Origin of the sequence: Xanthomonas sp. A1809, from assembly GCF_017746015.1 — a bacterium.
GTDB lineage: Bacteria > Pseudomonadota > Gammaproteobacteria > Xanthomonadales > Xanthomonadaceae > Xanthomonas > Xanthomonas euvesicatoria.
Genome location: NZ_JAGHWZ010000004.1, coordinates 34493 through 54453, shown reverse-complemented (window position 1 = coordinate 54453; position 19961 = coordinate 34493). Strand labels below are relative to the sequence as shown.

10 protein-coding genes and 1 other RNA gene are annotated in these 19961 nt (G+C 66.4%); 8 read left to right on the top strand and 3 right to left on the bottom strand.

Annotation, left to right across the window (positions count from 1 at the left end):
* Positions 1 to 135 precede the first annotated feature (135 nt).
* The 3 genes from J7396_RS04100 (at position 136) to groL (ending at position 2466) form a co-directional block, all read left to right on the top strand.
* A non-coding RNA gene (locus tag J7396_RS04100) (sX9 sRNA) lies at positions 136 to 205 on the top strand.
* Positions 206 to 402: 197 nt separating this feature from the next.
* Positions 403 to 690 carry a co-chaperone GroES gene (locus J7396_RS04095; RefSeq protein ID WP_003483210.1) on the top strand — a complete coding sequence of 96 codons (288 nt, stop codon included), beginning with the start codon at positions 403 to 405 and terminating at the stop codon, positions 688 to 690.
* A gap of 135 nt (positions 691 to 825) precedes the next feature.
* Positions 826 to 2466 (top strand): chaperonin GroEL, encoded by a 1641-nt coding sequence (gene groL / locus J7396_RS04090; RefSeq protein ID WP_011346211.1) that lies wholly within the window; start codon positions 826 to 828, stop codon positions 2464 to 2466.
* A 113-nt stretch (positions 2467 to 2579) separates the two neighbouring features.
* Here the strand turns inward: groL and xopX are convergent, their stop codons facing one another.
* Entirely contained in the window at positions 2580 to 4688 is a 2109-nt protein-coding gene (gene xopX / locus J7396_RS04085) for a XopX family type III secretion system effector (RefSeq protein WP_071117437.1), read from the bottom strand.
* 501 nt (positions 4689 to 5189) lie between these two features.
* Here xopX and J7396_RS04080 point away from each other — a divergent pair.
* From J7396_RS04080 to J7396_RS04065, 4 genes are all read left to right on the top strand, one after another.
* Entirely contained in the window at positions 5190 to 8003 is a 2814-nt protein-coding gene (locus J7396_RS04080; RefSeq protein ID WP_031420868.1) for a TonB-dependent receptor, read from the top strand.
* A gap of 496 nt (positions 8004 to 8499) precedes the next feature.
* The gene (locus J7396_RS04075) at positions 8500 to 9573 is read left to right on the top strand and encodes a 3-deoxy-7-phosphoheptulonate synthase (protein WP_008572849.1); all 1074 of its coding nucleotides are present in this window, start codon (positions 8500 to 8502) and stop codon (positions 9571 to 9573) included.
* A 789-nt stretch (positions 9574 to 10362) separates the two neighbouring features.
* On the top strand, positions 10363 to 12540 hold the full coding sequence (locus J7396_RS04070) for a hypothetical protein (protein ID WP_209261035.1): 2178 nt from the start codon (positions 10363 to 10365) through the stop codon (positions 12538 to 12540).
* A gap of 93 nt (positions 12541 to 12633) precedes the next feature.
* Positions 12634 to 15084 carry a hypothetical protein gene (locus tag J7396_RS04065; RefSeq protein ID WP_209261034.1) on the top strand — a complete coding sequence of 817 codons (2451 nt, stop codon included), beginning with the start codon at positions 12634 to 12636 and terminating at the stop codon, positions 15082 to 15084.
* A 420-nt stretch (positions 15085 to 15504) separates the two neighbouring features.
* Here J7396_RS04065 and J7396_RS04060 read toward each other — a convergent pair whose 3' ends face one another.
* Both J7396_RS04060 and J7396_RS04055 read right to left on the bottom strand, forming a co-directional pair.
* Entirely contained in the window at positions 15505 to 16425 is a 921-nt protein-coding gene (locus tag J7396_RS04060; RefSeq protein WP_209261033.1) for an SMP-30/gluconolactonase/LRE family protein, read from the bottom strand.
* A complete protein-coding gene (locus J7396_RS04055) occupies positions 16425 to 16943 on the bottom strand; it encodes a hypothetical protein (RefSeq protein WP_008577083.1) in 519 nt (172 codons plus the stop codon). Before J7396_RS04055 ends, J7396_RS04060 begins: the two co-directional genes overlap by 1 nt.
* Before the next feature lie 162 nt (positions 16944 to 17105).
* On the opposite strand from J7396_RS04055, the gene glnE reads away from it, so the two are divergent.
* Complete coding sequence (gene glnE, locus J7396_RS04050; protein WP_209261032.1) at positions 17106 to 19931, top strand: bifunctional [glutamate--ammonia ligase]-adenylyl-L-tyrosine phosphorylase/[glutamate--ammonia-ligase] adenylyltransferase; 2826 nt, start codon at positions 17106 to 17108, stop codon at positions 19929 to 19931.
* Positions 19932 to 19961: the final 30 nt, after the last annotated feature.

The following is a 19961-nucleotide window of genomic DNA, read 5'->3' as shown; positions in this document are numbered from 1 at the left end:
GCTCCTTGTGATCGGGGAATGCGTTCCCGACTGTAAGGCGCGCGTATGACAGGCGATGGAACCTGGTTCCATTTCTAGAGCATTGGACCAGACCGCTATACGCCTGCCAGGTGGGCGCGCCCGGTGCCCGTGGGCATGCACTCCATTCCGGTTCCTCCGCGATGTCCGCGCCCACCTGACAACCGCTCGCTCCGTTTTGTCGGCCGCCCCGGTGGTTCGGAGAGAAGCGGTCGGCGAAAAATTTTTGCCGCCAGCCCTTGAAAGCCGCCCGCGCAGCACAATCTCTGGCCCGCACCCGCTTGTCGGGTTTTTTCCGCGCGCTGTGCTGGCAGTCGTCATGTGCGAGTGCTAACATCGCCGATAATTTCCAGGCCAATCAAACACTTAAGAGGTCTTCTCTCTATGAGCATCAAGCCGCTTCACGACCGCGTTGTAGTCAAGCCGATCGAAGCCGACGAAGTTTCCGCCGGCGGCATCGTGATTCCGGACTCCGCCAAGGAAAAGTCCACCAAGGGTGAAGTCGTCGCGATCGGCGCCGGCAAGCCGCTGGACAACGGCAGCCTGCGCGCGCCGGTGGTCAAGGTTGGCGACAAGGTCATCTACGGCCAGTACGCCGGCAGCAGCTACAAGTCCGAAGGCGTCGAGTACAAGGTGCTGCGCGAAGACGACATCCTGGCCGTCATCGGCTGATAGCCGTTGCCGGCGGGATTCGGGAGTCGAGATTCGGGATTGGTCACCGCGGCTTGCCGCACCAATCCGCCTCTCCTCCGGATCCCGCTCTAGCCAATCCCCAATCCCCAATCTCAAATCCCGGAGTAACAACCAATGGCTGCTAAAGACATTCGTTTCGGTGAAGACGCACGTACCCGCATGGTTCGTGGCGTCAACGTGCTTGCCAATGCCGTGAAGGCCACCCTGGGCCCGAAGGGCCGCAACGTCGTGCTCGAGAAGAGCTTCGGCGCGCCGACCATCACCAAGGACGGCGTTTCCGTCGCCAAGGAAATCGAACTGGCCGACAAGTTCGAGAACATGGGCGCGCAGATGGTCAAGGAAGTCGCGTCCAAGACCAACGACAACGCCGGCGACGGCACCACCACCGCCACCGTGCTGGCCCAGGCCCTGATCCGCGAAGGCGCCAAGGCCGTGGCCGCCGGCATGAACCCGATGGACCTCAAGCGTGGTATCGACCAGGCCGTCAAGGCTGCGGTCGTCGAGCTGAAGAACATCTCCAAGCCCACCACCGACGACAAGGCGATTGCCCAGGTCGGCACCATCTCGGCCAACTCGGACGAGTCGATCGGCAACATCATTGCCGAAGCGATGAAGAAGGTCGGCAAGGAAGGCGTGATCACCGTTGAAGAAGGCTCGGGCCTGGAAAACGAGCTGGACGTGGTCGAGGGCATGCAGTTCGACCGCGGCTACCTCTCCCCGTACTTCATCAACAACCAGCAGAGCCAGTCGGCCGACCTGGACGACCCGTTCATCCTGCTGCACGACAAGAAGATCTCCAACGTGCGTGACCTGCTGCCCGTGCTGGAAGGCGTGGCCAAGGCCGGCAAGCCGCTGCTGATCGTCGCCGAAGAAGTCGAAGGCGAAGCGCTGGCGACCCTGGTGGTCAACACCATCCGCGGCATCGTCAAGGTCGTGGCCGTCAAGGCACCGGGCTTCGGCGACCGTCGCAAGGCGATGCTGGAAGACATGGCCGTGCTGACCGGCGGTACCGTGATCTCCGAGGAAGTGGGCCTGGCGCTGGAGAAGGCGACCATCAAGGACCTGGGCCGCGCCAAGAAGGTGCAGGTCTCCAAGGAAAACACCACCATCATCGACGGCGCCGGCGACACCGCGGCGATCGAATCGCGCGTGGGCCAGATCAAGACCCAGATCGAAGACACCTCGTCCGATTACGACCGTGAGAAGCTGCAGGAGCGCGTGGCCAAGCTGGCCGGTGGCGTTGCAGTGATCAAGGTCGGCGCCTCGACCGAAATCGAAATGAAGGAAAAGAAGGCGCGCGTCGAAGACGCCCTGCACGCCACCCGTGCAGCCGTCGAAGAAGGCGTGGTCCCGGGCGGCGGCGTGGCCCTGGTGCGTGCGCTGGTGGCCGTGGGCGAGCTCAAGGGCGCCAACGAAGACCAGACCCACGGCATCCAGATCGCCCTGCGCGCTATGGAAGCCCCGCTGCGCGAGATCGTGGCCAATGCCGGCGAAGAGCCGTCCGTGATCCTGAACAAGGTCAAGGAAGGCAGCGGCAACTACGGCTACAACGCCGCCAACGGCGAGTTCGGCGACATGGTCGAATTCGGCATCCTGGACCCGACCAAGGTGACCCGTTCGGCACTGCAGAACGCCGCCTCGATCGCCGGCCTGATGATCACCACCGAAGCCATGGTGGCCGATGCGCCGAAGAAGGACGAGCCGGCGATGCCGGCCGGCGGCGGCATGGGCGGCATGGGCGGCATGGATTTCTGATCCACGCCACTTCGGCTGTTGCAGCAAAAAAAACCCCGCCCAACGGCGGGGTTTTTTTATGCGCGTCACTTGCGCAGGCACGCGGCAGTTGCCGATGACCGGCGGCCGTACCGTCAGGACGAAGGCGCAGTGCTGGCTGCGGCCTGATCCGGCGACGGATGGGTGCGGGCAGGCGAGCGTTGTTCAGGCGATGCGCTGGCTGCGGCGAGCGCCTCCTCGTTTGCCTCGGTGATCTCGGTGATGGTGACGCTGCTGGCGGGCCTGGTCTGCGCCTGCGCGCCGGCGTCCTGGATCCCCTGCAGGGCGCTATCGGCAACGGTCTGCGCGTAATCCTGCGCCTGTTCCGGCGACAGGCTTTGCACATATCTGGCGGTGTCCTGCACGTGCTGGATGAGTTCCTCGGGTGAGGACGGCATGCGGGTTGCGAGCGCGGTACCGTCGGGCCCCCTGAAGACACGCATGATCTGACCGCCGCCCCAGTTCATCGCCAGCTCTGCGCCACGCGCCATGGGGCCCGGCATGGTCATCGACATCAGCGACATGATCGCGCCGGCGTAGTAGGGCGATGAGGACGAGGCTTCGATCAGACTCTTGTCTGCGAAGGTCTTGGACAGTTTCTCCACGCCCAGGGCCAGCGCCATGACCAGGCTGCCGGAGCACATGGCCTTGAAGCGCTCCATGGCGTCCTGACGGGTCGCATGTGCGTTGAGCGCCGACTGCATCATCACGGTCGTTACAAGGATAGAGTCGGCCACCAGGTCGACCGTGCCGATGCGGTCGGGCTGGATCAGGTAGACCGTCAGCCCGGTCACTCCGGCCCCCAGCAATGCCAATGCCAACTTGGGTGCGATGTCGTGGTTGGTCACCTGATGCGGGATGGTGGCTGGCTGGTCCTGGTCCTGGTCCTGATCCACTTGTAGCGCAGTGCTCAGGCGCTTGCTGCATCGGTCCAGCGTCTCCAGCAGGTGCGTGCACTGGGCATTGAGCGTGCGGGTCAGCTCGCGCCCCTGGCTTGGGTCGGTAAAGTCGCGACGTGCCTGTTGAAACGCTTCCCGGCCGTGCTCCAGAGCGGCGGTTATCTCGTTGAGTTGCGTGCGCAGTTGCGCGCTGACCTGGCCGGGCGTCAGGCGTGCACGCAATCGCTGCGCCTGGCTCTGAAAACCGGCGCTTTCTGCCATGCCGGCGCCCAGATGCGACAGCTTGTGCTGCAGCCGATTGCCAAGCACGTTGAGGCTGTTCCAGAGGAAGGGCGTCAGCACCATCGCCGCGCACGCCGTCGATGCGGCCGCGGCAAATCCCAGGTTGTTTTCCACTGCTTCGGCTTGGTGCCGCATGGAGGGGTTGCCGAATTTCTTGGGCAGTTCGGTGGTGAGAAACAATCCGTTGAGCAGAATGGCGTAGAAGTGCATTTCGTTGGCGTCGCGCCCCAGCTGCCCGCCCATCAGCGGGAACGGAAATCCGTCGGCGGTGGGGCGCAGTGCAGATGCCGAGAGCGTCATCACGCCCTTGGTTGCCGCGGCGATGGAATAGGCGAAGGTCTTGGCCTGGTTGCCCAGCAACGGACTGGGGACCACCAGTGGCCAGAGATTGACCAGGTTGGCCAGCGACTTGAGCGCCCGCCCGGTCGCAGGTGTGCCGTGCTCCAGCGGCTGCAGCGCGTCTTCCACGGCCTTGATGTCGCCGAGCAACTGCTGCCTGAAGCGTGCTTCCAGGCCGGTTGCCGCTGCGATGGCATCGCGCAGCTGCGTGATCTGTTGGCGGCACGCGGCCAGGGTGTGCGGGGCGCTCTGTTCCGGGTCGGTGTGACGCACCATCTGCAGGAATGCAGGATCGTCCGCATGGATCTGCAGCATGGTGCGCAGATCCGCCAGCGACCAGAGGTTGGACGCCCCCTTCGATACCGCAGCGTAAGCCTGCTGGACGCCGCTTGCCAATGCGGCGTTTGCGCGTGCGGCAAGCGTTGCGGCGGTGGACGGGCCGGAGGCGCGTTCGGGTGAGTCGGCCTGCGGTTCGGTGTCGTGCGAAGGCACCGGCGAAGCGCCGTGCTCGGAGTCGGCGCTGGATGCGCGCGAACGGCTGCGCGGAGTGAGCGCAGCCAGGCTGGGGTGGAGCGGGGTTTGCGTCGGCGATGTGGCGTCGGCGACGGGGGCATTGTCGGTATGGATGTCGTGCAATGGCGCCAGAGAAGAGGGGCCTGCGGTTTGCTGTTTCTTGATCTCCATGGTGGGTTTCCTTGATGAGGGGGAGCGGCCAGCGCGTACTGGCTGGCGCGCCTGCATCATTCGAACAAGCCTGCCCGGCCGGCCTAGCGCGATGCGAACTACTGCGTTGCAGGAAGAACCAACCAGGCAGGACGATGGCAACTTGTGATCGCATGACCTGTTGCCAGCTGCGCAGGGTCGAGTGCGCTGGGAGCGCAATCATCGCAGTGAGGGCAGCCCCAGCCTGCCGGATAGTCGATCGCCGTCACACTCCGCGACCACCTGTTGACACCGATGTCATCGCAGCCTTAGCGTCGCTAGGCAGGCGTTTGCGCCGAGCGGTCGGGGGGCCATCGGACAAGGGGCAGCGGTGCACGCATCGCTGGCAGGCGTCGTTGCAGCGCATTGCCACGCCGGCCACGTCCGGCCTCTCCCGGGGATCTTATGAACTGCCGCAGTCATCGCCTTGCCTTGTCGATTTCCGTCTCCCTTGCCGTGACTGCCGCGTGCGCGCCGCCGCTCATGGCCCAGCAAACCGAACCCGATGCCACGCGCGCCACCTCCACGCTGGATGCGGTCAGCGTCACCGGCTCGCGCATCAAGCGCGCGCAGGTCGAAGGTGCGCAACCGGTGGTCACCATCAGTGCGCAGCAGATCCAGCAGGAAGGCTTCGCCACCGTCTACGACGTGCTCAACAGCATGAATCAGCAGGGCTCGGTGGAAGCCGATACGCAGTGGGGCTCGCATACGCCCAACGCCTCGCCGATCAATCTGCGCGACCTCGGGCCGGGACGGACGCTGTTGCTGGTCAACGGGCATCGCGTGGCCGATTACCCGCTGCCCTACGGCGGCGAGAGCAACTTCTCCAACTACAGCAATATTCCTTCCGCTGCGGTGGAGCGCATCGACATCCTCACCGGCGGCGCGTCGGCGATCTACGGCTCCGATGCAGTGGCCGGCGTGATCAACGTGATCCTCAAGCGCGACTATCAGGGCGACCAGGTGCGCCTGCGCGGCGGCACCGCCACCGAAGGTGGGCGCGACAGTTTCGACGTGTCCTGGGCCGGCGGGCGCACCGGCGAGAACTGGAGCCTGACCTACGCGCTGCAGGCCACCAAGCGCGACCCGTTGAGCGGGCGCGATCGCCCTGAAATGGACGATTCGGACGACATGTCCTATTCCAACTGGACCGGCCAGAACCGCCTGTACGGCTTCAATCCGTTCACCGGCTTGAGCCTGATCGACGCCAATACCAACGAGCGCCTGGCACCACCGGCCGGCACCTGCGCGCGCTTTGGCGGTGAGTTCATCGACGGGCAGCGGCTGAGCTACAACCAGAACACCGGCGCGCTCACCAATGCCGGCGATTACTGCGGCGTTGCGCGCGATTACGGCGACTGGGGTCTGGTCACCGGCAGCGAGGATTATTCGGCATATCTCTACGGCACCTGGAAATTCGGCGAGCACACCGAGGCTTGGGCCACGCTGTCTGCCAACCGCAGCATCGGCCGCTGGACCTACGACCCGCCGTACGCGTACCTGGGCCCGTTCCAGGACGCGGCCACCGGGCGTTCGTTGAACCTGATCCGCCAGCTCACCCGGCGCGAAGCCGGCGGCTGGGACCGGCTTGCCAACTACAACAAGGAGCAGTCCTGGGATCTGAGTGCCGGCTTGCGCGGCGTCTGGGCCGACCGTTTCGATTGGGAATTGAGCGTGGGCCGCTCGCGTTACACCGTCGACGAATACATTCGCACCGTGGACACCGCGCGCGCCACCGACTACTTCCTCGGCAGCTCCCTCGGCACCGCCGCCGATGGCACGCCGATCCATGCGATCAACGAGGCGCGCCTGTACACGCCGCTGTCGTCGGACCAGTACGACGCGCTGGTCGCCAAGTCGCATAACTCGGCGTATTCGTGGGTGAATCAAGCCAGTTTCAGCGTGAGCGGCGATGTGGTGCAGGGCTGGGCCGGGCCGATCCGCTTCGCCACCGTGGCCGAAGTGGCCAAGCAGGGCTATCAGCTTTCGCCCGATCCCTGCGCCAACGCGTGCTACCCGGTGGATGTGGTGGACAGCGGCGGTGGCGAACGCATGCGCAGTTCGGCCGGTCTGGAATTCCAGATTCCATTGCTCTCCACGTTGAGCGCGAATGTGGCCGGCCGTTACGACCGCTACGGCAATTACCGTTCTTCGGCCGCCATCCCCACCGATGTGGGCACGCAGAGCGACACCACCTGGAGCGCGGGCCTGGAATGGCGGCCGGTGGAAAGCCTGCTGGTGCGCAGCACCGTGGCCACCAGCTTCCGCGCACCCGACATGCATTACGTGCTCGGCGAACCCAGCTCCACCAACCAGACGGTGATCGATCAGTACCGCTGCATTTCCTCGGGCGCGTATTTGACCGGCGGCTGCAACGACGAGAACAACAACATCTTCTACACGGTGGACGTCAATCGTCGCGGCACCCCGGATCTGCGCTCGGAAACCGGCCGCTCGTTCACCGGTGGCGTGGTGTGGGACATCGCCCAAGGGCTGTCGTTGAGCGTGGATTACTACCGCATCCAGCTGGAGGAAATGATCAAGGACCTGGACCGCGACGAGATCCTGTCGGCCGAAGCCGGCTGCCGTACCGGCACCACCATCAGCGGCGGCACGTGGAATAACCCCGGCGGCGCGGGCTATTGCGACACCATCACCTCGCGCGTGATGCGCAATGCCGACGGCACCATCGCCAGCATCGAGCGCGGCCCGATCAACCTGGCGCAGATGGAAACCTCCGGCATCGATGCGTCGCTGAAGTATCGCCTTGCCACCGCAGGCTGGGGCAACTTCCAGCTGTCGCTGGACTACAACAATCTGATCGCCTACCGCGAGCAGATCTACCGCACCGACAGCGACGAAAACCGCCGCGACGAACGCGTGCGCAGCCGCGTGCGTGGCAGCGTGCATTGGGACAACGGCGGCGCCTGGGACTGGACCGTGTATTTCCGCCGGATCGGCTCCATGCGCGCGGTCAACTGGGGCACCTGCGAACGCTTCGACGACGGCTATCAACCCAGCGCCTCCGATGCGTGCCTGGTGACCGACACCGCCAACGTGCATCTGGGCGAAACCAGCAAGCGTTACTTCGGCCGCGTGGGCCCGGCGATCTACTGGAACCTGAGCACCGGCTACAAGATCACCGACCACGCCAAGGTCAATTTCTACGTCAACAACGTCTTCAACGAAGTGGGCTACGACCACAAGGAACGCTTCTACGGGTACGGCTTCTACAACACCACGCTGTTCAACCCGATCGGCCGCGAAGTGGCGGCCGAATACGTGTTCACGTTCTGAGCGAGTGCGGCGGGCGTCTGGTGTCTGCACTGCTTCCGGCAGGGCCGCAGAACCTGGCGAGACGACCAGCTCGATCAGCGCGTCATCGATTGTTTGCATCGCGCCGATTGGCGACAGCGCCATCGTCACCCGTTGGATTGGCGGCCGCCGCGGGAACCTGTGCCGACTTCACCGCTGCGGCCGCATGCATTTCAACGCGGGGGTGTGCCGGAGCCAGTGGAGGGGCGTTCGCTTCCACCTGTGCCCGGTCCGTTGCCGATGAAACAGTGGCAACGCGCAAAAGTGCGTGGTATCAATGCATCCCATGAACGCACCCCGCAGCCAGTTTTATTTTTGGTACTACGGTTTTCCGATGCCGCTGGCGGAGGAAGGATTGCGCTCACCCTGAAGGCAACTTCAGCAGCATTCCCGAAAAGCCGCCAGCGCACACCTGGCGGCTTTTTTGTTGCCGCCGCGCCTGGCTCCCCGATGCAACACCGCCCACCGAGACACTGTGATGCCGCCTGTAACCGATGACCTGCGTATCCGCAAGATCGAAGCCCTCGCACCGCCTGCGCAACTGCTGTCGCTGCTGCCCTGCGATGAGCGCGCCTCCGAAACCGTCACCAATGCGCGCGCCGCGCTGCACGACATCCTGCACGGGCGCGACGATCGCCTGGCCGTGGTGATCGGCCCCTGCTCGATCCACGACCCGGTCGCGGCGATGGAGTACGCACAGCGCCTGCGTCCGTTGCGCGACCAGTTCGGTGACGCGCTGGAGATCGTGATGCGGGTGTACTTCGAAAAGCCGCGCACCACCATCGGCTGGAAGGGCCTGATCAACGATCCAGACCTGGACGGCAGCTTCCAGATCAACAAGGGTCTGCGCGTAGCGCGTGGCCTGCTGCGCGATATCAACAATCTCGGCCTGCCGGCCGGCGTGGAATTTCTCGACATCATTTCGCCGCAATACATCGCCGACCTGGTGGCCTGGGGCGCGATCGGCGCACGCACCACCGAGAGCCAGGTGCATCGCGAAATGGCATCCGGGCTGTCATGCCCGGTGGGCTTCAAGAACGGCACCGGCGGCGACGTCAAGATTGCGGTGGACGCGGTGGGCGCGGCCTCGCATCCGCATCATTTCCTGGCCGTGACCAAGGACGGACACACCGCCGTGGCAGCGACGGCGGGCAACCCGGATTGCCATGTGATCCTGCGCGGCGGCAAGCAGCCCAACTTCGATGCGGCCCATGTGGAAGCGGCCAGCCAGGTGCTCAATGCATCCGGCCTGCCCGCGCGCCTGATGATCGATGCCAGCCACGCCAACAGCAGCAAGAATCCCGAGAACCAGCCCAAGGTCGTCGAGGACATCGCCCATCAGCTGGAAAACGGCGAAACGCGCATCGTCGGCGTGATGGTGGAAAGCCACCTGGTCGGTGGGCGTCAGGACCTGTTGCCGGGGTGCGAACTGACCTACGGCCAGAGCATTACCGACGGCTGCATCGGCTGGGACAGTTCGGTGCAGGTGCTGGAACGCCTGGCGAGCGCAGTGCGCGCACGGCGCATGCGCCGGATTGCCGAGGCTGCGTGAGTGGCGACGCAGCAGCATCGGCAGAACACGTGCTGATGCTGCGTGGTGCATCGCCAACACGGAATGATTGCCAGGCAGCGCGTTGGCTGGTCTGCGGTGAGCGTGAGGCCTCGCGCGTCCCCTCATCCGGCGCTGGGCGTCACCTTCTCCCGATGGGAAAGCGTCTTGCGGCTGGCACGTGCGTCGGTGCAGCGGGCGTCGGCAACTGCGCAGGCGATGAAGTGGATGCGCCGAACGCTCGTCACGCCTCACCGAGGAGAGAAGGCACCGCTGGCGCGCCGATCTCGTGCAGGTGCAGCGTTCAACATGACGCGCAGCGGTGCCATCGGCGACGACGCTCAGCGACGACCAATGGCGACATTGATCGGCTTTGGCAGTGAGCGCAGGCGTCTGGCAGGCCGCTGCAGGCCAGGAACGTCGGGCCGGCGCAGGGAGCCGGCCCGACGGATTGGACACCACCCAGTGATGGCCCGTTTCGCTCAGTGACAGAAGGGGGAGAGAGCCTTCCTGGCACAGGAAGCGAGCGGGCAGGACCGTTATCCACCCGGCACGTGACCCTGCGATGTCGCTGCATGTCGTGCGCAGCAATGAAGTTCGAGAAGCGTTAAACGCCGGGATTGCGCGATTGCAGCGGTTCAGCGCATCGCCGGCGCAGCACCGGTCACCGGCCGCGCGCCAACTTCCAGGCTCGCCGCCGATTCCCGATTCCCGCAACGGCACCAGCCTTGTTCACGCGTCGCGGTCAGCGCAACCGGGATAGTGGCGGCAGACTCTTTCCTGCCTGTGCCCATGCCCTCACTTCGCGACCGCTTCCAGCGCTGGCCACGGCCGTGGCGTCGTGCAGTGGGCGTGGTGTTGGCGCTGTACGCGCTGTATCTGCTGGCCGGCAACCTGTATCTCAATACCCCGCTGTTCGACGCCAGCACCAATCGGCAACCGCACAAGTTCACCATGCAGACCGGCCCGGCAGTGACGCTGTTCCCGGGCGAGGTCATCGCCTGGAACGTGCGCATGCGTGGCCAGGCCAACCGCACCGTGTACGTCTTCCACGCCGACCGCGCACATGCGCGTATCGCCCTGCTGGCCTTGTTTCGGCGCGAAGTGCGGCTGCCCTGGCTGCATGCCACCGGCGTGAGCGCAGAAGTGGAAACCTCCGATACGCCGATTCCGCCACCGCCGCGGGGCAACCAGGGCTGGACGTTGCGCTTTGATGCAATCACCAGCAACAGCATTCGCAGTGCCCGCCTGGGCAAATTGCTGATTGCCGGACAAGGGCACGGCAAGGTCGGTTTCCTGAAGCAACTCAAGGGCGGGCCGTCGGAACTGTTTCCTTCCGAAGCGGGCTTTACCGACGCGGTGGTCAGCTACGACGGAGTGCAGGTGTTCAACGGTGCGCAGCTGGATGCGCAGTTCCAGTTTCCACGCCATTACCGCGACCAGGCGCCGGGCTTGCGCAAGCTCGGCATCACCGCCGCACGGCTACAGCTCAAAGCCAATTCCGTGGCGCTGAAGATCGACACCGGCGCGCCGCATGTGGACATCGGCAGCGGGCCATCGGCCGCGCGCGTGGAGGCCGATATCCGCCTGGCCAGCGGCGCGCTGCAGCCGGGCAGCCGTGCGGTGTGGCGGCTGCCATTGCTTGCGGGCGTTGGTGCCACCGACCGCGGCATGCTTGCGCTGCAACTGGACGTGGCGCAGGACATCCGCGTGCAGGCGCGGCTGCCGCGCGATGAGAAGACCGGCAGCGAGCTGCACGCCGATCTGCGCGTCGCCGGGCGCAGCGTTCCGTTCGAACGGCCTGCGCAGCTGTTGCCGCGCCTGTCGGGGCAGGTGCGTGGGCGCTGGAAGTTCGAATCGTTGAACTGGATCGCCGAGCTGTTCGTGCGCAAGCCGTGGTTCCAGCTGGAAGGTGGCGGTCTGGTCGAAGCGGACCTGCGCCTTGCACAGGGCCGGTTGAGTGCCGGCAGCACGCTGGATATTCCGCGCGTGGAGGCCGTGGCGCAGGTATTTGACACGCGCCTGGCCGGCGTGGCCAAGGCGCACGGGCGCATCGACGATGCCGCCACCCCGCAGGCGCATCTGGATGTCAGCATTCCCACCTTCAAGGCGGCGCCACGCGATGCGCCCAAACAGCTCCTGCTGGACGGCCGCGATCTGCAACTGGCCATGCATGGCGATGCCGAGCTGGCCCGCCTGAGCGACACGCTCAAGGCGCAGCTGCGTTTCAGCGATGCGCGTGTGCCCGATCTCACCGCCTACAACCGCTATCTGCCGGGCAATAACGTACGCCTGCTCGGCGGCAGCGGCAGCCTAACCGGCGATGTGGCGCTCAATGCCTCCGGCGATGTCGGTAACGGGCATGCGCACCTGCGCGGGCAGGGCGCGCACCTGGCGTTGGCTGGCGTGCAGATGCGCGGCGATGCCGAGTTGCAGGCAACGCTGCAGCGCGCCGACTTCAAGAACAAGTTCTTCGACCTCAGTGGCACACGCATACGCCTGCGCAACATGCGCGTGGGCGACGACGGCAAAGACGCCGATTGGTGGGGCGAGTTGCAAGTGGGTGCCGGCACCATCCAGGCCGAGGCACCGTTCCAGGTGGATGCCGAGGCAGCCCTTCGCATGCGCGATATCGCACCACTGCTCTCGGTGTTCGCCCAGCGCGCCGACTATCCGCGCTGGGTGCTGGGTCTGCTGGATTCGGGCGAACTGGATGCGACCGGTCGGTTGCGTTGGCGCAAGCAGCAGGTGCTGATCGACGACCTGCATGCGGAAAACGCGCGCCTGTCGCTGCGTGCGCGGCTGGCCTTGAACGATGCGCAGCGGCGCGGCGATCTGTATCTGCGCTGGGGTGTGCTGGGTGCCGGCATCGAACTCGATGGCAAGCAGCGGCAGTGGCATCTGGCCGGTGCGCGCCAGTGGTATGACGCGCAGCCCGCACTGTTGCCGGCGGTCTCCAAAACCAAGTGATGCGGCCGCTGGCGTGAGCGTGCTGCGCCCTGCTCACGGCTGGCTTGGCACACTGTGCCCAGCCGCGTGCGCGGTTTCCAGGAGCCTGCCGTCATGACGATGCCTGTTCGCGCCCGCTGGCGCGCCTTGCCACGCTTACTGCGATGGCCGCTATCGGCACTGATTGCGCTGTACGCAAGCTATTTGCTGCTGGGCAACCTATTGCTCAACACGCCGCTTGGCCCGGCTGCGCTGAATCGCTCGCCCGACAAGTTCACGATGCACTGGGGCCCTGCGCTGACCTGGTGGCCGGGGCGTGTGGTGCTGTGGGATGTCGACCTGCAAGGCCATTCGGCACGCACGCACTGGAATGTCAGCGCGCAGCGGATGAGTGGGCAGATTCGGCTGCTGCCATTGCTGCACCGCCAGCTGCTGGTGCCGCAGTTGCATGTGCGCGGTGTGCGTGGCGGTATGCAGGCTGCAGCCGCAACGCCCGGGACGGGGGCGATGCAATCCCCTGCGGCGGCGCAAGCGACGCGTGCTGCTGTTGCTGCGGCGAAGGGGGCCGCGGATACGCCGGCCGCTTTAGCAAACGAGCGGGCGCCCACAGCAACGCCCAATGCCGAACACTCGGCGACGACGCAGACGCCCGCGCAGGATCTGCGCGTGACGATTGCAACGGCCACGACGGACGCGAAGCCCGGAATGCCTATCACCAGCACACCGCAATCAGCCAGGCGCGCCGACACGCAAGCCGGTACACCCGCCTCGCCAACCGCCTGGACCCTGCAATTGGACCGCATCGTTGCCGAGCAGGTGCAGGCCGTGTCGCTGCGTCAGCTGCACATCGAAGGGCAGGGCCAACTGCAATTGGGCCTGTTCAAACAACTGCGTGGCGGGCCGATGGAAATCTTCCCCTCCCATGCAGTGTTCGAATCGGCGCGTGTGCGGTGGGGGCAGGACGAAGTGATGCGCAATGGGCAGCTGCGTATCGACGCCAGCATCGCACGGCATGCACCGGATCAGGCAAGCGGACTGGCGGTGCTGCAACTCACCGATGCGCTGATCGCCGTGCATGGCGACACCGCAGCGCTGGATGTCACCCGTCATGCGCAGGGCCGGCACACGCTGGCGACCCGTGCCGGCAAGGGGCGTGCAGATGGCGAGCTGCGCTGGATACGTGGCGCGTTGCAGCCCGGGAGCCAGCTGCAATGGCGCGCGCCGCTGCACGACAGCACGCGCGCGCCGGCCGCATTGCTGGGCGAATTGACGGCGCAGTTACAGGTCGATCAGGACATGCGGCTCAAGGTCAGCATGCCCGAGCCGGCCGATGCCGGGCTGACGCTGGACGCCGACCTGCGCGTGCAAGGCAGGCAACTGCCGGTGCAATCCATGCGCAGCCTGTTGCCGCGCACGTCCGGGCATGCGCGGCTGCATTGGCAGCTGTCTTCGTTGCGCTGGATTGCTGCGCTGTTTCCGGATGTGGATTGGCTGACCCTGGAGGGCGAGGGCCTGGTCGATGCCGATCTGCGGATCGATCGCGGCCAGCTTGCTGCCGGCAGCCGCCTGCAGGTGCCGCACGTGCACGCGCAGGTGGGCGTGATGGGGCATGCGATCACGGGACAGGCCAGTGCAGATCTGCGCGTGGACGCCGATGCCAGTGGACAGTTGCTGCCGGCGCTTGCACTGCAGATGCAGCAGTTTTCGATCGCGCATACCGACGCACCCGCGCGCCCGTTCGTGCAAGGCCGCGATCTGCGCCTGGATCTGCGCACACGCGCCGATGCGCGCAACCTGAGCAGCCTGCGCGATGCCACGCGCGCGCATCTGGTCTTCGCCAATGCCCGCGTGCCGGATCTGCGTGCCTACAACCGCTATCTGCCGCAGCAGCAACTGCGCTTTGACGGCGGTAACGGCGTGCTCAGCGGCGATCTGCAGATCGAGCCGGGTGGGCGCATCGGCAAGGGCGGTGTGCGCATCGGGGCGCGTGCAGCGCGGCTGCAGTTCGCCGGCCTGGCGTTGCGCGGCGATGTGGATGCGGATCTGCGCCTGCAGCGCGGCGATCTACGCGCCGAACAGTTCAGTCTCGATGCCAGCAGCATCCAGCTGCGCAATGTCGGATTCACCGGCCCGGATGGACAACAGCGCGATGGCTGGTGGGCGCGCATCGTGCTGGACGATGCGCGCATGCAATGGCGACAACCGGTGGGCGTGGATGGGCGTGTGCGCATCCAGGTGCGCGATCTGGCATTTCTGGTGGCGCTGTATGCACGCGACCGCTCGATTCCGAACTGGATGCTCCGGCTGGTGGATGCAGGCCAGGCGCAGCTGACCGCACGCGCGCACTGGCAAGGCGAAACGGTCATCGTCGATCGCTTGCAGGCGCGCAACGAACGCTTTCAGGTCGATGCGCGCCTGCGCCTGCAGGGCAATCAACGTCGCGGCAGTCTGCTGGCCCGCTGGGGATTGCTGAGCGCTGCAGTGGGCTTGCGCGGCGACACGCCCGAATGGCATCTGCGAGGTGCGCCGGAGTGGTATCGCGCGCAACCTGACCTGTTGCGCTGAGGCCTGCATCGCGCGCGCAGGCGTGAAGAAAAAACACCAGTTCTGTACTGCCTGGTATTGTTTTGCAGTGCAGCGTGCAAGTCCGATTCGGGGCGCGCACTATGATCCTGCATCCCGACGTGGGGGAGGGAGCAAAGCCCGCTGGCAGTTCGCTGCAAGCGGGCTTTTTTATGCCTGCAGGTTGCCGGGTCAAGCGCCAATCCGCGCGAGATCCGCTGCAAATGAAGGCCGCACCTCATGCCGTGGCTGCCGCCTGCGCGCATCGCGGCGAGCAGGCTTGCATGGCGTGGCGCTGCGCCCAAAACCTGGCGAGCGATCATGCTGCTGGATGTGCACGGCGTGCGTGCAACCGTTCGTACGCGTGATCCCTGCCATCGCGGGCAGCGGCCGCGTCCGCCTGGCGGTTTTCGTTAACCGTTCTTATTGCTGCAACTCCAGCAGCCACAGCGTGCTGCCGCCAGTGATGAACAACCGCCGTTGCTCCAGGTCGAAGGTGCAGTTGGACGCCGTGGCCGGTGTCGGCACCAGGCCGAGGTATTGGCCATCGGTGTCGAAGACGCACACGCCCGCGCCGGAGCTGCTCCATAGCCAGCCCTGGCGGTCCACGCAAAAGCCATCCGGCAGGCCGTCCGGCACCACCGCGAAGCGGCGCCGGTTGTGCAATGCGCCATCGCGCCAGTCGAAGGCGGTGATCTCCGGCGAGGTCGTGCCACCTTCGGGCGTCTGCGAGACGTACAGCACGCGTTCGTCGGGGGAGAACGCCAGCCCGTTGGGGTGATCCAGGCCGACCATGCACTGCAGGGCACCGCCATCGGGCGGCAGCCGGTAGACGCCGTGATGGTCCAGCTCCTGTGGGCCCGGGCAGCCCTGGCTGGGCTTGAGCAGCCCGAACGGCGGGTCGGTGAACCAGATCGCGCCGTCGTGCGCCACGATCAGATCGTTCGGCGAATTGAGCCGTTTGCCCTCGAACCGCCCGACCACCAGATGCGCCCGGCCATCGACATCGCTACGGGTGATCGCGCGGCGCCCGTGTTCGCAGTGCACCAGTCGCTGTTGCGCATCCACCGCATTGCCATTGGTGAAGGCGGTGGCATCCAGCAGCACGTCCACCGCGCCGTCCTCGCGCCAGCCAAGCACGCGGCGGCCGACCACATCGCTCCAGACCAGCGTGCGCTGCGCCTCCCACCAGGCTGGCCCCTCGCTCCAGGTCGCCTGGTCGTAGAGGGTCAGCAGGCGCGCGTTGCCCAGGCGCGCCGCCAGCCCGGCGTGGCGCGTGGCGGGGGGCGGGCACTCGGCCGGCCGGGCGGCGCCGGGCGCGCGGACGCGGCAGTGGCGGTCCATCAGCGCGGCGCCGGATGGCCGAACGGATGCGCGGTGGCCGCGCCCGGCGATTGCGCAAACTGCACCATCATCTGCAGGCAAGGTTCATCGCCCAACTGGCCGGAGCGATGGCCGCGCTGATCGGTGGTGCCCTGGTCCTGGCCGAAATGGATGTCGCCAGGACCCATTTCCACGCGTGTGCCGTCGCCGGTTTCGATGAACCAGCGGCCACGCAACGGAATCACCCATTGCGGGTGCGGGCTCTCATGCCAGTCGCCGACCCAGCCTACCGGCAGCACCGCGAACTGGATGCCGAGCACCTCGCCGGGAAACGGTCGCAACCACTGCGGTGCGGCACCGCCACCCACGCTCTTGCGACCGAAGCCGGGCAGCTGCGAGGCGTTGAGGCAGCTGTTGCCATCCGGCCCGGTCCATAGATGCAGAAAGGGCAGGCTGGGCGGCAGCGCAGGATCGTTGCCATCGGTCTGGAGCGGAATCTGCGAGGGCAGCAAGTGAGCAGGCAAGGTGGTGGGCGACATGGCGGGACCTCGTGCGAAAGCCGCAGTGCAGCATGGCTGTCGTCAGGGCTGCGTAAGCGAGATGTTCAAGGCGGCGAAATGCTGCACGCCCTGTTGCAGTCGCCCTGCGGGATGTCGCGCATGCGTGTACTCCCCGCGTGGCGGGGATGCCAAAATCCGGTCATGCCGATGCCGACCGTTTCCATGTCTCCTGCGCTCACCGCCCTGATCGAGCGGGCCGTGGCGCGTGTCCGTCAATCATTGCCTGCCGAGCAGGCGTGGCCGGGCGGCGGGTTCGATCGGCAGCTTGCGCAGGTCGCACTGGCCAGCGAGTTCGCGCTCGATACCTTGGCGCGGCAACCGGCGTTGCTGCAGCACCTGGCCCAACCCGATCCGCCGCCACTGCCACTGCCGCAGCTGGATCCGGCCCAGCCACCGCTGTGGCCTGCGCAATTGCGACGCTATCGCAGCGCCGAGTCCATGCGCCTGGTCTGGCGCGATGTGCTCGGTCTGGACAGCGTCGAAGCCACCCTGGCCGGCGCCACCCGGCTGGCCGAGCACTGCCTGCAATGCGGCCTGCAAGCGCTGGAGCAGCAGTTCCACACCCGCCACGGCAAGGTCGTTGCTGCAGACGGCAGCGTGCAGCGCCTGGTGGTGTTCGGGCTGGGCAAGCTGGGCGGTGGCGAGCTGAATTTTTCCTCGGACGTGGATCTGGTGTACGCCTATCCGCAGGGCGGCCAATCCGATGGCGCGCGTCCATTGGCAGCAGAAGAGTATTTCGCGCGATTGGGCCAGCAGCTGGCCAGGTTGCTGGACGAAACCACCGCCGACGGCTTCAGCCATCGCGTGGATCTGCGCCTGCGTCCATTCGGCACCGCCGGCCGCGTGGCGTTGTCGTTCGCCGGCATGGACCAGTATTTCCAGCGCGAAGGTCGCGATTGGGAGCGCTATGCCTGGCTCAAGGCGCGCGCGGTGGCTGGCGATATCGACGCCGGCGAAGCCTGGCTGGAAACGCTGCGCCCCTTCGTCTACCGGCGGTATCTGGACTTCACCGCACTGGATGGCTTGCGCGAAATGAAGGCCGCCATCACCGCCGAAGTGGCGCGGCACGATCGTCTGGACGACATCAAACGCGGGCCCGGCGGGATTCGCGAAATCGAGTTCCTGGCCCAATCGCTGCAGCTGATTCGTGGTGGACGCGAACCGAGTCTGCGCGAACGCCGGCTGCTGCCCGCGCTTCAGGCGCTGGTGGCCGCAGGCCAGATCGACCAGGAGAACGGCCAGGCGCTGTCGACGGCGTATCGTTTTCTACGCCGGCTGGAAAATCGCCTGCAGATGTTGCGCGATGCGCAGACCCACGCATTGCCGCAGGCGCCGCTGGATCGCGAGCGCATTGCGTTGGGCCTTGGGTATGCGGATTGGTCGGCATTGCTGGACGCGCTGGCACCGCAGCGCACACGCGTGGCCGCGGAATTCGCCGAACTGCTGGCCCCGCGCGTGCGCGCCACCGCACCGGACGCGCTTGCGGATTACTGGCGCGCGCTGCCGGAAGGCGATGCTGCGCCGTTGGCGTGGATTGGCTTGCACGATCCCGATGGCGCGCATCACGCGTTGGCCGATTTCGCGCAGTCTTCCGGCGTGCGCGCGCTGTCCGATAGCGCGCGTGCGCGGCTGGATCGGGTGATGCCGGCACTGCTGCACGCGGCCACCCGCGCCAGCCAGCCCGACGCGGCAGTGCGTCGCATGCTCGGCCTGCTGCAGGCCACCTTGCGCCGCACCAGCTATCTGGCCTTGCTCGACGAGCAACCCAGCGCGCTTGCCCGCCTGGTCGATGTGCTCTCGCGCAGCGCGCTGCTGGCCGAGCGGCTGGCGGCGTATCCGTTGCTGCTGGACGAATTGCTCGACACCCGCATCAGCGGCCCGCTACCGGATCGCGCAGCGTTGCACGCGGCCTGCGCCGAGACCTTGCAGATCGACGACACCGAAGCGGCGCTGCGTGAACTCAACGAGCGCCGGCTGGCACTGAGCTTCCGTATTGCGCTGGCCACGCTGGATGGCCGCCAGCAGGCGGTGGAGAGCACCCGCCAACTGGCCTGGCTTGCCGAAGCGGTCGTGCAGACCGTGCTGCACCTGGCGCGCAGCGACATGCTGGCCGCGCACGGACACGTGCCTGGCGGCAGCTTCGCCATTGTCGGCTACGGCAGTCTGGGCGGGCTGGAGCTGGGATTCGGATCGGATCTGGATCTGGTGTTTCTGTACGATCATCCGCCCGAGGTGGACGCCTCCGACGGCAAGCGCCCGCTGGAAGCCGGGCGCTGGTTTGCGCGGCTTGCGCAGAAAGTGATGGCATTGCTGGCTGCCGAGACCGGCGCCGGCCGGCTGTACGACATCGATGTGCGACTGCGCCCGGATGGCGGCAAGGGCGCACTGGTGTCCTCGCTGGCCAGTTACCGCGACTACCAGCGCGATCGCGCCTGGACCTGGGAGCATCAGGCCTTGGTGCGTGCACGCGCGGTGGCCGGCGACGCGGCGCTTTGCGACGCGTTTGCCCGCGTGCGTCGCGACACGCTGATGCGGGTGCGCGACACCGCGCAGTTGCACGAAGACGTGCGCAAGATGCGGGCGCGCATGCGCGCCGAACTGGATCGCAGCGATGCCGGCCGGCTGGATCTCAAGCAGGGCGCTGGCGGCCTGGTGGATCTGGAATTCGTGCTGCAGGCCGGCGTGCTCGGGCTGGCAGCGCAGCAGCCGCAGCTGCTGGACGCCTGCGACACGCCAGCGTTGATCGACGCACTGGCGCGCACGCACTGGCTCCCGGACGAGAGCGGCGCACCACTGCATCAGGCGCACGCAACGCTGGTCGATGCCGGCCTGAGCTGCACGCTGGACCGCCGCCCACGCCTGCTCGCACCGACGCCGGCCATCCAGCAAGCGCGCGGCATCATCTTCAACGCAGCACGTGGGCAGGGCCTGACGTTTCCGCTGGGCAAGGATGAAACAGCGCTGTAACGGCCCCGGTGAGTGCGCCGCTTTCGATGC